The sequence below is a fragment of the Microbacterium salsuginis genome (genome assembly GCF_012524205.1).
Classification (GTDB): Bacteria; Actinomycetota; Actinomycetes; order Actinomycetales; family Microbacteriaceae; genus Microbacterium; species Microbacterium salsuginis.
The window spans coordinates 203,251-215,468 of record NZ_JABACI010000004.1 but is presented as its reverse complement, the minus strand read 5'-3'; the positions used below and the strand labels follow the sequence as shown (position 1 = coordinate 215,468).

Annotated in this window: 13 protein-coding genes and 1 tRNA gene; 7 read left to right on the top strand and 7 right to left on the bottom strand. The window is 70.3% G+C overall.

Annotated features, from left to right (window positions below; genetic code table 11):
• Positions 1-38: 38 nt before the first annotated feature.
• The 3 genes from HF576_RS12815 (at position 39) to HF576_RS12805 (ending at position 2,537) form a co-directional block, all read left to right on the top strand.
• Positions 39-677, top strand: a complete 639-nt coding sequence (locus HF576_RS12815) for a DUF6226 family protein (protein ID WP_168913214.1) — start codon at positions 39-41, stop codon at positions 675-677.
• Positions 678-1,164: 487 nt separating this feature from the next.
• Positions 1,165-2,043, top strand: coding sequence for a carbohydrate kinase family protein (locus HF576_RS12810; RefSeq protein WP_343234269.1), 879 nt, complete (start codon positions 1,165-1,167; stop codon positions 2,041-2,043).
• Between the two features lie 263 nt (positions 2,044-2,306).
• Entirely contained in the window at positions 2,307-2,537 is a 231-nt protein-coding gene (locus HF576_RS12805; protein ID WP_168913212.1) for a DUF4175 domain-containing protein, read from the top strand.
• A 270-nt stretch (positions 2,538-2,807) separates the two neighbouring features.
• On the opposite strand, the gene HF576_RS12800 is transcribed toward HF576_RS12805, so the two are convergent.
• On the bottom strand, positions 2,808-4,316 hold the full coding sequence (locus HF576_RS12800) for an HNH endonuclease signature motif containing protein (RefSeq protein ID WP_168913211.1): 1,509 nt from the start codon (positions 4,314-4,316) through the stop codon (positions 2,808-2,810).
• 343 nt (positions 4,317-4,659) lie between these two features.
• Here HF576_RS12800 and HF576_RS12795 point away from each other — a divergent pair, with 343 nt between their 5' ends.
• Entirely contained in the window at positions 4,660-4,926 is a 267-nt protein-coding gene (locus HF576_RS12795; protein WP_168913210.1) for a hypothetical protein, read from the top strand.
• A gap of 44 nt (positions 4,927-4,970) precedes the next feature.
• Here the strand turns inward: HF576_RS12795 and HF576_RS12790 are convergent, their stop codons facing one another.
• From HF576_RS12790 to HF576_RS12780, 3 genes are all read right to left on the bottom strand, one after another.
• Positions 4,971-5,300, bottom strand: coding sequence for a hypothetical protein (locus HF576_RS12790; RefSeq protein WP_168913209.1), 330 nt, complete (start codon positions 5,298-5,300; stop codon positions 4,971-4,973).
• A 56-nt stretch (positions 5,301-5,356) separates the two neighbouring features.
• Positions 5,357-7,513: a DapH/DapD/GlmU-related protein gene (locus HF576_RS20125; RefSeq protein ID WP_205835232.1), complete on the bottom strand. Its 2,157-nt coding sequence runs from the start codon at positions 7,511-7,513 to the stop codon at positions 5,357-5,359.
• Positions 7,513-7,586: transfer RNA gene (locus tag HF576_RS12780), tRNA-Gly, on the bottom strand. Before HF576_RS12780 ends, HF576_RS20125 begins: the two co-directional genes overlap by 1 nt.
• A 212-nt stretch (positions 7,587-7,798) precedes the next feature.
• Here HF576_RS12780 and HF576_RS12775 point away from each other — a divergent pair.
• The 3 genes from HF576_RS12775 to dcd are packed head-to-tail and all read left to right on the top strand — an operon-like array spanning position 7,799 to position 9,300.
• A complete protein-coding gene (locus HF576_RS12775) occupies positions 7,799-8,128 on the top strand; it encodes a metalloregulator ArsR/SmtB family transcription factor (RefSeq protein ID WP_168913208.1) in 330 nt (109 codons plus the stop codon).
• On the top strand, positions 8,128-8,640 hold the full coding sequence (locus HF576_RS12770) for an SRPBCC domain-containing protein (protein ID WP_168913207.1): 513 nt from the start codon (positions 8,128-8,130) through the stop codon (positions 8,638-8,640). Before HF576_RS12775 ends, HF576_RS12770 begins: the two co-directional genes overlap by 1 nt.
• 54 nt (positions 8,641-8,694) lie before the next feature.
• Positions 8,695-9,300, top strand: coding sequence for a dCTP deaminase (gene dcd, locus HF576_RS12765; RefSeq protein ID WP_168913206.1), 606 nt, complete (start codon positions 8,695-8,697; stop codon positions 9,298-9,300).
• Between the two features lie 4 nt (positions 9,301-9,304).
• On the opposite strand, the gene HF576_RS12760 is transcribed toward dcd, so the two are convergent.
• Genes HF576_RS12760 through HF576_RS12750 form a run of 3 tightly spaced genes read right to left on the bottom strand, consistent with a single transcriptional unit; the run spans position 9,305 to position 12,073 of the window.
• Entirely contained in the window at positions 9,305-10,129 is an 825-nt protein-coding gene (locus HF576_RS12760) for a hypothetical protein (RefSeq protein ID WP_168913059.1), read from the bottom strand.
• The gene (locus HF576_RS12755) at positions 10,110-11,030 is read right to left on the bottom strand and encodes a hypothetical protein (protein WP_168913205.1); all 921 of its coding nucleotides are present in this window, start codon (positions 11,028-11,030) and stop codon (positions 10,110-10,112) included. The genes HF576_RS12760 and HF576_RS12755 overlap by 20 nt, the downstream gene beginning before the upstream one ends.
• A 44-nt stretch (positions 11,031-11,074) precedes the next feature.
• Positions 11,075-12,073, bottom strand: a complete 999-nt coding sequence (locus HF576_RS12750; protein WP_168913204.1) for a magnesium and cobalt transport protein CorA — start codon at positions 12,071-12,073, stop codon at positions 11,075-11,077.
• Between the last annotated feature and the right edge of the window lie 145 nt (positions 12,074-12,218).

The window sequence follows — 12,218 nt, the reverse complement described above, 5'->3', positions numbered from 1 at the left end:
ACGTCGGTCGCGGATAGTGGCCGCGCTACGGTTGCTGGATGCCCGCGTACGTGCGGCCTGCGATCGCGGTGCCTCCCTTCCTCGACGACGAGGGGCGGCCGTATGGTGGCCGCTGGGGCAGTGGCTCCCCTCCGGAGGACTCGTATTCCGTCGTGAGTCATCCCGAGCGGTTCGGGCCTCTGCACGCGGTCGGCGACGCTCTCGTCGCGTGGTTGGTCCACGAGTTCGACGCGGTCGCGGAGGAGTCTGCGGAGGTCGCGGCCGACTTCCTGCACCCGCCGACGGATGTCGTCCGCGCTGTCCGCGTGACTCCGTCGGCCGAGGCCGCCGCACCGCTGACGTTCGTCTTCGCGTCGTTCCCCGGCATCCTCGTGCACGCCGGCTTCCTCTTCGAGGACCGCTACCCGTCGTGCGGCTGCGATGCGTGCGACGAGGAATGGGACAGCACCGCGACCGAACTGGAGCGTGCGGTGGGTGCGGTGGTCAGCGGCGGCTTCTCGGAGGCGTACGCGCCGGATGCCGAGCTCCCGGTGTGGTTCCGTCTTGTTCGCCCGGACGGGTGGCGCGGTGGCTCGAGCCGCGCGGACGCGTTCCCGGCAGACCTCCTCACCCGGGTCCGTCCGCTGCTGACGCCGGCGCGGGCGTGGTCTGCGTGGCCCCCGCGTCGAGTCGCGTGACGCTCCGCCGACAGTGATCGGCGAGGTGGCGGCCGCTTTCGGACGGCATCGGGCTGGGTGCCGAATTCCCGGTGTGGTTCCGTCTCGTTCGCGCGGGCGGCGGGCGCAGTGACGCGAGCCGCGCGGACGCGTTCCGGCAGACCTGCTCGCCCGGGTGCGTCCGCTGCTGATGTCGGCGCGGGTGTGGTTCCGTCTCGCTCGCGCGGGGGGCGTGGAACCGCGTGACGCTTCGACCCCGGATGGCATGGTGATCGGTGGCGGGTCTCGGTGGGCTTCGTGGCCGGATGCCGGGCTCTTCGTGTGGTTCCGCTGTTCGCCCGGAGGGCCGGCAAGGTGGTTCGAGCCGCGCGGACGCGTACCGGCAGTCCTCCTCGCCCCCGGGTCCGTCCACTGCTGATACCAGCGCGGGTGTGGTCTGCGTGGTCGCTGCGTCGAGTCGCGTGACGCTCCACCGATGGGGCGAGGGGAGAGGTGGTTGACTTCTGGAGTGACTGACTCCTCGCGTGCCACGGTGGTCGTCTGCGGCGCTGCTTCGTGGAACCACCTCATCACCCTGGACCGGCTGCCCGAGCCGGTGCCGCATATGCAGTTCGCCCTCGGCGACGTGCACACGCTCGGCGGCACGTCGGCGGGCAAGGCGCTGCATCTTGCCGATCTGGGCACCGACAGCACCCTGCACGCGCTGGTCGGTGACGACGACGCCGGCCGCCAGGTGGTTGCGGCGTTGTCGTCCGCCGGCGTGCGGTTCCAGAGCTATCCGTCCGCGCAGACGGAGCGGCACGTGAATCTGATGACGCCGGCCGGTGAGCGTGTGAGCCTGTACGTGGCGACGCCGTCGGAGGCATCCGATCCGACCGTCTCCCTGATGGCGGAAGCGATCGCTGCGGCCGATATCGCGGTCGTCGACCTCAGCGGCATTGGCGTCCAGCTCGTCGAGCGCCGACGGTCAGGCGAGGTGGGTGCTCCGATCTGGACCGACCTGCATGACTACGACGGGGTGTCCGCTTTTCAGGAGCCCTTCGTGCGCGCCGCCGACGTGGTGTTCATGAACGACGATGCCATCGACGATCCGTGGGCTTTGATGGCGGGATGCCTCGACCGCGGCCCGCGGCTTGCGGTCTGCACGCTCGGGAGCCGCGGCGCGGTCGCGCTCACGGCGTCGGGGGAGCGGGCGTCCGTGCCGGCGCATCCGGTGTCGGTGGTGGACACGAACGGTGCCGGCGACGCGTTCTTCGCGGGATTCCTGGCCGCGTCGCTCGCGGGTGCGTCGCTCGAGGCATGTCTCGATGCCGGCGCTCGGCAGGCGGTCGTCGCCCTCTCGTCGGAGCACCTGCATCCAGCGGTCGCGACCTCGGGCAGGGCGTGATCCTTTCGCCGCACCGAGCGGTTTGCAGGAGGGCGTGATCCTTTCGCCGCACCGAGCGGCGGCTTGCAGGAGGGTGAGCCTTTCGCGGGACGGAGCGGTTTGCAGCAGGGCGTGATGCTTTCGCCGCCCGTAGCGGTTTGCAGGAGGGCGATCCTTTCGGGGGACGGAGCGGTTTGCAGGAGGGTGAGCCTTTCGCGGGACGGAGCGGTTTGCAGCAGGGCGTGATGCTTTCGCCGCCCGGAGCGGTTTGCAGGAGTAGGGCGATGCGCTCTTGGCCCTCGATCGTCCTGCTCTGCGTCAGCGTCGCCGCGTTCGCGGGAGCGGTCTGGCTGATGGTGCTCGCGGAGCTCTCGAACGGCGGCTATACCCTGGCGGCCGTGAGTCTCGGGCTGGTGGCATTCCTGGGCGCCGCGTTGGCGGTCGGCCGTATCCGCCGCATCCGCAGTCTCACGCCGGAAGCGATCATCCGAGGCTCCGACGACCGACAGACTTGACCCGGACTGTTGTCCGGCTGAAATGATCCGAGCCCGGATCGCTGCATTGATCAGAGTCCCGGCGGGCGCGAGTCCCGGCGGGCGCGGCTGGGGTGAGCCTCCGTCGATGCGAACTGCCTTGTGACTCCGCGCGTCGCGGTCTCGCTCCGGTCTCGTCCGGCGCGAGCCCCCGCAGCACTCCAAACCCCGCGCCTCCTGCTCGCATCGTTCTGCCGAGCGCTCGTCTACTCGAGTCCCAAGCCGAGCGCTCCCGAGACGCACACACGAGTTTCACGCTGCACGAAACCGCCGCGATGATTTCGAGCGCAGTTCGACAGGGTCGCCGATCGCCCCGGTGCTCAGGTCGGGCGGCGCGTGCAACCAGTAGGTGTCGATGCCGGTGTCAGGATCGCGTTCCCTCGTGATGCGCCAGCCTTGATTGTGCAGACGCATGTGGCAGTTGCGGCAGAGGAGCACACCGTCGTCGACGTCGGTCTTGCCGTGATGCTCCCACCAATGGTCGCTGTGGTGATACTCGCATTCGGAGGGCGGCCGGTCGCAGCCTGGCCAGAGGCAGCCGCCGTCACGCGCGGCGATCGCGATCCGCTGTTTGCGGGTGAAGAGCCGCAGCTCCCGCCCGACGTCGAGCGGACGGCCCGGCGCGTCCCAGACCACGGGAATCGCGCCCGCGTCACACAGGTACTTCTCGACGACGCCGGGCGGCAGCGCCTGGCCGCCGTCTTGAAGGTGTCCGACGCCGACGACCTTCATCGCGCCGCGGTCGTCCATTTCGGAGATGGCGGTGGCCTCGGCGACGATCCGCACTCCGGGTTGCCGGTCGCCGAACGCCTGCGACGGGTCGGCGTTCGCGCCGGTGCGCAGGATCGCGACGAGAGTGTCGTACTGAAGCTGCTCGTTGCTGCGAGCGTCGGCCTCGGCGCTCGCAGTCTTCTCGACCGCCTCGGCGCCGACGAATCGAGGACCTCGCCGCGGACGCAGCGCCGCGCGGAGGATGGTGTCGACCCATGCGGCTGCATCATCGTCGAATGCGAACCGGCCGTGCCGCTGCCCGGTTTCGGGGTCGGTCCAGACCCGGAACGACCGGTTCTCGAACCGCTCCTCGAATCGCATCGTGACACCGATCGGGTCCAACCGGTCCCTCGCGATCCGGGCCTGATCGCGGAGATCCTCCACGGTCCGTGTCGTCGCTTCGTCGAGCAGGATCACCACGGCCTGGTCCCATGCCTGCGGGAGGAAGTCGGGGTCCAAGTCCGGGTAGCGGTCGACCGGTGGTTCGTCCAGCCCTGTCCGGATGGCTTGGAACTGCGCCTGCGACAGCAGCCCAGAGGCGAGGGCGCCACGCAGGCGGTCAAGCCACCCCGCGACCATCGGTTCGGTCGGAGCCGTCGCATCCGTCCCGATCTCGTCGACCCCTGGCCGGTCGTTCACGGGTGGAGGCGGTGGCGCGAGCTCTTCGCCGGCCCTGACGGCGCGGGTCACATCCGGGCGACCGAGTCCTGTGATCTGCTGCACCAGCGCGGTGCCGGTGCGCAGGCCCTTCCGCTGCGCCAATCCGCCGTACCCGAGATCACGAGTGGAGCGGCGTGACACCTCGGCCGAGGCGGCAGCGACGACCAGATCCAGAGCCTTTCGCGCGTCCCCGGCGTCGCCGAGCAGCTGCAGCAGATCCTCGTCGTCGAGACTCGCCACCGCCGCCGGACCGGTGCCGAGCCGCGTGGAAACGCGGGTGACGGCATCCGTCAACCGCACCACCGGCGAAATCGACCCGAAAGAGCTCATAGAACAAAGATACGAACCTCCTCCGACATTCCTGACCCGCAGAAGGCGCCATGCGGCCGTGGCATATCACGAATAGGGAACGGTTCGAGCCCGGCACTCCGCGCCTCGCTTTCCGGCTATCGCGGCGGATCAGGCGTCATCCATACTCCTCTTGTCCTCTCGGCGAAGGACCGCTCGGGCTGCGGCCGCGCTCGCGCTCGGGTTCGCGGCAGCACCGCTGACCGGATGCGTCCAGAGCGCGGGATGCCCCGGCTGGGCCGCATACGACACCCCTCGCGAAGCCGCCGCGGACGCAGATGCGGTCGTCGAGGGCGGCGTCCGCGGGAAGGTGCGTACGACTCCCATGTTCGGCACCGACGCGAACGTGTGGTCCGTTGAGGTGGAGGACTGGATCTCCGGCGATGGCCCCGAGCGGATCGAGGTTGTCTCCCCGCCGGAGAACTGCGGTCCGAATGAGCCGTACTTCGGGTCGGACCCGTTCGAAGTCGCCCTCGAACACGAGAGTTCCATCGTCCTCCTGACCGGGTCGGAGGGAGGCTGGCAGGCGATCACACCGCTTCAAGGTGTGGTTCCCGCGGCGCCCGGAGGCGGCATCCCGGAGGAGTGGTGAGTAGTTTTCGCGGGGTCCGATGAGACCGAGCCCGTCGCTCCGCGTCAGAGGCGCAACGCGAATCCCGCGCTGAAGAGTGTGGCGGCGACGGACGCCACGCCCACAACGGCGATGACCGTCACGCCGAGCGCGACGAGCCCTTCGCTCCGCCGCACGCCCTCCGTCACCCGCTCCCGGCTGGCGTGAGCGAGCACAGCGGTCGCGATCGCGAGGAGAGCCACCACGATCGCGCCCAGCATGGCAGGGAGCAGCCGCGAGTCGTGGCTGCATGGCAGCGCGGCCGCGCACACGGCCGGCATCCGCGCCGCCCAGGCCAGCGCGAGGAGCACCGCGCCCGTCACGGCGCCGAGCAGCACCCACTCGCGGCGTTTCACAGCGGCACGGCTCCTGCCCGCAGTGTAACGAGCACCACGTGAGGCATTCGTCGGAGCTACCGCAGGGCCGAGGCCGGCTCCGGCCGGTGCACGCCTCGCGGGCGGTAGCCGAGAGCATCCGAGACGCCCGCGAGGTCGGCGAGGTACCAGAGGATGGCGAGCCACATCTCGGTGCCCTGCAGTCCGGGCTCGGTCTCGGTCAAGCCGTGCGCGGCGGCGCTCGGCTCGCGGAAGGAGAAGCCGGCGCCGGGCGCCCAGGTCGTCAGCGCATCCGAGAGCAGGCGTCCCGCGAGTTCCCGTACCTCGTCGCCCCGATATCCGGTCGCGCGGGTCAGCCACAGCGGATGCGCGATATCGAGCACGTTGCACGCGTTGCGGGCGCCGGGCGAGAACCAGCGCGGGTCGCGCGCGTGACGCAGCACGGTGTCGATGACCCGTTCGGGGTAGGGGAGCGGCATCCCGAACTGCGCGAACGTGCCTCGCGTCGCGCGATAGAACCCGTTCACGACGGGGAGCAGCCCTTCCGTCGGGCTCGGGGCACCCCACATGCCGCTCTGCGGGTCGGCGTGGGTGAGGAGCCACCCGAACAGCGCCTCCTCCACACCGGCGGGAATCGGATGCCCCGCACGACGTGTCCACAGCAGCGCGGTGCCGAAGCCGTCGACGTGATGCCCGGCGCCCCAGGCGTCGGAGCCCCATGGCAGGCTCTCGCAGAAGTCGATCACCCGTCCGGGGGTCGCCGCGGTCACCCACGTGAGAGGAGCCGGGAATGCCGATCCGAGCAGGTCCAGCGCATACCCCGCGCTGAGCACGTGGTAGGCGGCGTCGTCGTTCGAGAAGCCCACGCCGGCCACCTGTGCCCCCGAGGCGTCGAGGGGCGCGACGGCGCCGGTCGCGGCATCCTGCCATGCGTGCAGACGCGCGATCTGCACCTCTGCGGGTGCCTGTGTCGGCGCCGTGCCGAGCAGGAGGTCGGCGATCTCGACGGCGTCGCATTGCGCGCGAACGGTGGGATCGACGCCGGGCCGGTCGGTGAAGAGCCCGAGGTCGTCGCGCCATGCGCGATCGAGGATGACGGATGCCTGGGCCCGCGCCTGCTGTGCGAAACCCGCGACGCGCTCCGCGAGGCCGGCGACGGCGTCCGAGGCGGATGCGGCGTCTCCCCACGTCGAGCGGCGTCCCTCGGATCGGGCGTCGGATCCGGTCGACGGCTGCGTCGCGCCCCCGCTCAGATCGACCCCCGGCTCGGGCCGGGGCTCCGTCGGGGCGGAGCCCACATCGACCCGCGGCTCACGTACCGCCGCGGCGGCGCTCACATCGACCCCCGGCTCGGGCCGGGGCTCCGTCGGGGCGGAGCCCACATCGACCCGCGGCTCACGTACCGCCGCGCCCCCGCTCACATCGACCCGCGGCTCACGTATCGCCGAGCCGGCGCTCACACCGGCCCGCGGCTCGGGCGCCGGCTCAGACGCAGGTGCAGATTGCGGCTCACCCTCAGCCTCCGACGCAGGCGCGGGGCGCCGATCGGCGCGGTTCGCGATCGGACCAGAGGCCGCAGCATCCGTCCCGTGCCGGTCATCGCGATCGCCGTCGAGCGCACGTGCGGCCGCCTCGGCGGCTGCGTCGGGTGCGACGCCGGTGTCGTCGGGCTCGACGCGCCAGCGGATGAACTTCGCGGGGTTCCCTCCGACGATCGCGCCCTCGGGCACGTCCTTGGTGACCACGGCGCTGGCCGCGAGCACCGCGTGGGAGCCCACGCGCACGCCGTCGAGGATGACGACGTGCGAGCCGATCCAGACATCGTCGCCGATGACGATGCCCTGTGAGGTGAGCGGCTGCTGGAAGACGGGGGATCCCGGCTCCATCGAGTGGTTGAAGCCGAGGATCGACGTGTGCGCGCCGATGCGCACGCCGTCGCCGAGTTCGACCCGACCGCGGATCACGGTGTACGGATTGATGCTGCAGTCGGCGCCGGCGCGGAGGTCGCCGGTCAGATACGCACCGGCGGCGACATACGTGCGGTCGCCCAGGAGCAGCACGTCGTTGTCGATCGACGCGAGCTCGGACAGGAAGCACTGCACGCCGAACTCGTGGTCGCTCTTGCCGGCACGGACGGACTGCTGCCACTCCAGCTGCGCTTCACGCGCCTCGTCGTCGGCGTCGCGCCAGAAATCCCACGGTGAGAACTCATGGGCGGCGACTGAGCGGGACATGGAGGGGCTGACGGGAATCGAACCCGCGCTGTCTGCTTGGGAAGCAGAAGTTCTGCCATTGAACTACAGCCCCGCGGCCTGGAGAGGCGGCTCGATCGCCGCCGACCGAGGCCGGGTGTACACATCGGTGTTCACATTTCGTGGCATTCCTGACGGAGCGCCACGCGCCAGCATAGCAAGTACCGCTCGGCCCGAGCGTGTTCGAGTGCCCACGTCGCGCTCGAGAGGGCTCATTCCAACACTTAGCCGTTGCGCTAAGTGTCGTGAGCTGTAATACTTTCCCTCGTGGCTAACCATGATGCGCTGAATCGAGTCTTCGAAGCTCTCGCCGACCCGACTCGCCGCGAAGTCGTCCGTCGCCTTGGACAAGGCCCTGCGAGCGTCGGAGAGTTGTCGCGTCCTTTCGGGATGACGCTTCCGTCGTTCATGAAGCACGTGCGTGCCCTCGAGACGAGCGGGCTGATTCGAACGCGCAAGCTCGGCCGGGTCCGCACGTGTGCCCTGAACCGCGAACGGCTTGCGGTGCTGGACGACTGGCTCGCGGAGCAGCGCACGCTGTGGGAGTCGCGCACCGACCGTCTCGAACGATCCGTCACCGATCCGAAAGTGAACTGATGACCGCGATAGCAATCGATCCGACCCTCGACCTGACCCTGCAGAGAGTCATCCGGGCCTCGCCCGAGGCGATCTGGCGCGCGTGGACCGATCCCGCGGAGCTGGAGCGCTGGTGGGTCCCGGCGCCCACGCAAGCGCGCGCCGAACAGCTCGATGTGCGCCCCGGCGGCGGATTCGTCACCACGATGCGCGACGACGACGGCGAGTTTCTGCCACACACGGACGGGATCTTCCTGGTCGTCGAACCCGCGCAGCGGCTGGTGTTCACCAACGCCGTGACGAGCTCGTGGCGGCCCGCCAGCCCCAGCCCTGTGCCGATGACCGCCGAGATCATCCTCGGGGAGCATCCCGAAGGGACGGACTACCGCGTGATCGTACGTCACGCCGACCCCGCGGACCGTGATCGGCATGAAGAGCTGGGCTTCTTCGACGGGTGGGGCTCGGTCACCGCTGCCCTGGCAGAAATGGTCGAGATCGGCGAAGGACCACGCGCTGCTGACCAGGCCGGCTGACGGCGTGTGACGTCGACCGGCGAACGAGAACGACCGCCCCGATAGGCTGGCTGCGTGCTGCTCAGTGACCGCGACATCCGGCTCGAGATCGACGCGGGACGCATCGGGCTCGACCCGTGGGATCCGGCGATGGTGCAGCCATCGAGCGTCGACGTCCGGCTCGACCGCTACTTCCGGCTGTTCGACAACCACAAGTATCCGTTCATCGATCCCGCCGAGGATCAGCCCGAGCTCACGCGCCTCATCGAGGTGGATCCGGGCGAGCCGTTCATCCTCCACCCCGGCGAGTTCGCGCTCGGGTCGACGTTCGAGTTGATCTCGCTGCCCGATGACGTCGCGGCCCGCCTCGAGGGCAAGTCGTCGCTCGGCCGGCTCGGACTGCTCACGCACTCGACGGCCGGCTTCATCGACCCCGGCTTCTCGGGACACGTGACGCTCGAGCTCTCCAACGTCGCGACCCTGCCCATCAAGCTGTGGCCCGGCATGAAGATCGGCCAGGTCTGCTACTTCCGGCTGTCGTCGCCGACCGAGAACCCCTATGGCTCCGGCCCGTACGGCAACCGGTATCAGGGGCAGCGCGGGCCGACGGCATCCCGTTCGTTCCAGAACTTCCACCGCACCGACGTGAGCGCATCGGATGCCGGGAGCCGCGGCGCCTGAGCGCTCACGGCTCGTCGGCGTACACGTGCACCTGCGAATCCGTCAGCACGAACTGCAGTGCCGTGCCGTCGGCGAACCGCTCGCGGAGCTCGTCGGGGGCACGCGCGGTGACAGCCAGGGCTGCGGTAGCGGGGAAGCCGCCCGCCGAGCAGCCGATCGTCGACATGAACCCCTGCCCGCCTGATTCCAGGACGTAGAGGCACTCGGTCTCGTCGCCCCCGCCGAATGACTGCGGCATGATGACGACCGTCAGCCCGAGGAAGTCCTCGAACAGTCGCGAGCCGTCCGGCGGTTCACCGACGACGTTGCGTGGCCAGTCCTCGACGTCGGCCTGCTGCAGCACCGCGACGCGGCCCTGCTGCTGGCTCACCCACAGCGCGGCGGCAGCGCCGACGACCAGTGCCCCGACGACCGCGGCGCTCCACAGCAGCGTCGACCGGCGGCGCCACCAGGCCGGACTCGAAGACTTCGCAGACTCGCCTGCGCCATCGACAGGTTCCGCGACGCCGTCGGCGCGTTCGGCGGCAGGATCGACGAGCGCGGAGTCGGGCCCGTCGTCCTGCGCCGAAACAAGCACGGCGGCGTCTTCCGTCGTCAGCGGGTCGACGGGGGAGCGGATGCCGGCGGCCGGCGTGGTCGCGGGGGCGTCCGAGTCTGCCGGGGTCGCCGCGCGCTCGCCGGGCTCCGGTCCGTCGGGGAGCCGCCGGTGCGCCTCCTCTTCGAGCTCACGCAAACGCCGCAGGGCGATGGGGTCGCCGTCGATGTCGGCGTCGCGACCGTACGCGCGCTTGCGCAGCGCGCGCAGCTCGTCATCCGGTTCGCGGCTCATCGCCGTCGTCCAGGGCCGGCACCGGTGCCGGAGCCGCGGCGAAGACGCGGACCTCGTCGCCATCGAGAACGAACTGCAGCACGGTGCCGTCGGCGAACCGGCCGCGGAGCTCTTCCGGCGACTGCGCGCCGACGATCGCGGTCGCGGTGGCGGGGAAGGGTCCGGTCCCGCACGCCCCGCCGGCGTAGAACAGACTGTCGCCTCTGCCGGAGAACACCGAGAGGCACTCCATGGCGTCGGTTTCGGCGGGCCCCATCTGCTGCAGCTGTGAGATGACCGCCAGGCCGTAGAACGAATCGAAGCCCCGCGAGCCGTCGGTGCGCGAGCCCCCGATCTCGGAGGGCCACTCCATCTCGGCGTCCTCGTGCAGCACGGCGACGGTGCCGCTGCTCAGCTCCTGCACCGCCAGCGTCAGGCCGACGCCGAGCAGCACGGCGGCGGCGAGGGATCCCACCCAGAGCAGCGGCATCCGTCGTCTCCACCACGGCCGGACAGGCGTGAGAGCCTCCGGCGAAGGAGCCGCGGGACTCGCTGTCGCGTCGACGGCCTCAGCCGCATCAGGGTGAGCACCATCCGGCGGAGCGGTGAGCGTGGTGGTCTGTGCAGCGGCCGGCAAGGGCGTCGCGAGCACGGAGACGGCGGGAGCCGCCCCGTACGATGCCGACGCGGGCGTTGCGCCGGTGCCATCCAGGGCCGGAGCCGTCGCAGTCAGCTGAGAGGTGGCATCCGTCCCGGCCGCGGCGTCCACCGGCTCGCTCTCGGGAGTGGCCCCGCTGACTCGCGCTCTCGCCTCGAGCTCGCGCAGTCGCGCCATCGCCGCCGGGTCCTCGTGGATGTCGGCGTGGCGACCGTATGCGCGCTCGCGCAGCGCTCGCAGTTCGTCGTCGGGCTGATCGGTCATCGATGCCATCCTGCCTCACCGCGGACCCGACCGGCCCTCACGGCTCAGAGCCAGTGGCGGCGTTTGAAGACGATGTACAGCGTGACCGACGTCGCGGCCATGAGCGCGAGCGCCAGCGGGTACCCCCACGGCCAGTCGAGCTCGGGCATGTACGTGAAGTTCATGCCGTAGATCGTGCCCACGAGGGTGGGTCCGAACAGGATCGCCGCCCAGCCTGAGATCTTCTTGACCTGGTCGTTCTGGGTCAGGGCTGTCTCGGTCTGGCGCTGGGTGACGAGCGTCGCGTTGACGGTGAGCGCGTTGTCGAGGATCGCGCGGAACGACGACAGGCGCTCGTTGATGCGCAGCGCGTGGTCGAGCACGTCGCGCAGTGAGCGCTGCAGCTCGATGTCGACGCCGTACTTGTCGGCGCCGTGCAGGAGGGACTCGAGCATGCCGGTGAGCGGCTCGGTGGCGCGCTGGAACGAGATCACCTCGGACGAGAGCTCGTAGATGCGGCGCGACAGGCCGCTGTCGGCCTCGCCGAACAGGGCGTCCTCGATCTCGTCGAGGTCGTTCCGCACGCCCTCCGTGACCGGGTGGTACTCGTCGACGACCTCGTCGAGGATCGCGTAGAGCACGGCCTCGGGTCCGCGCGCCAGCAGCTCGGGCTGACCCTCGAGCCGGCGACGCACACGCGCGAGGTTGGGCGACTCGGCGTGCCGGATCGTGACGACGAAGTCGGGCCCGACGAACACGTGCAACTCGCCGAATTCGACGGTCTCGGTCTCGTCGATGTAGCGCGCCGGTCGCAGCACGGCGAACAGGATGTCGCCGTAGCGCTCCAGCTTCGCGCGCTGGTGGCCGCTGAGGGCGTCCTCGACCGAGAGCGGATGCAGCGAGAACTCCGCGGCGACTTGCGCGACTTCCTCGGGGGTCGGGCGGAACAGGCCGATCCACGCCATCCCGCCCTGGGCGCGCATGTACTCGAAGGTCTGCTCGAGGCTGCCCGGGTTGGTGATCCGCTTGCCGTCGACGTAGACGGCGTTGTCGATGATCGGCATCCGCCCAGTCTGACCGGTGCCGGTTCGTTCCGGAAACGCCGTGCCGCTGGCGAGGCGGGTCACGGTGCCACACCGAAAAGCGCCGTCGCACGCGCCCGGAATGCGGCGAGGCCGCCCGGGACGGATCCCGGACGGCCTCGCTGCG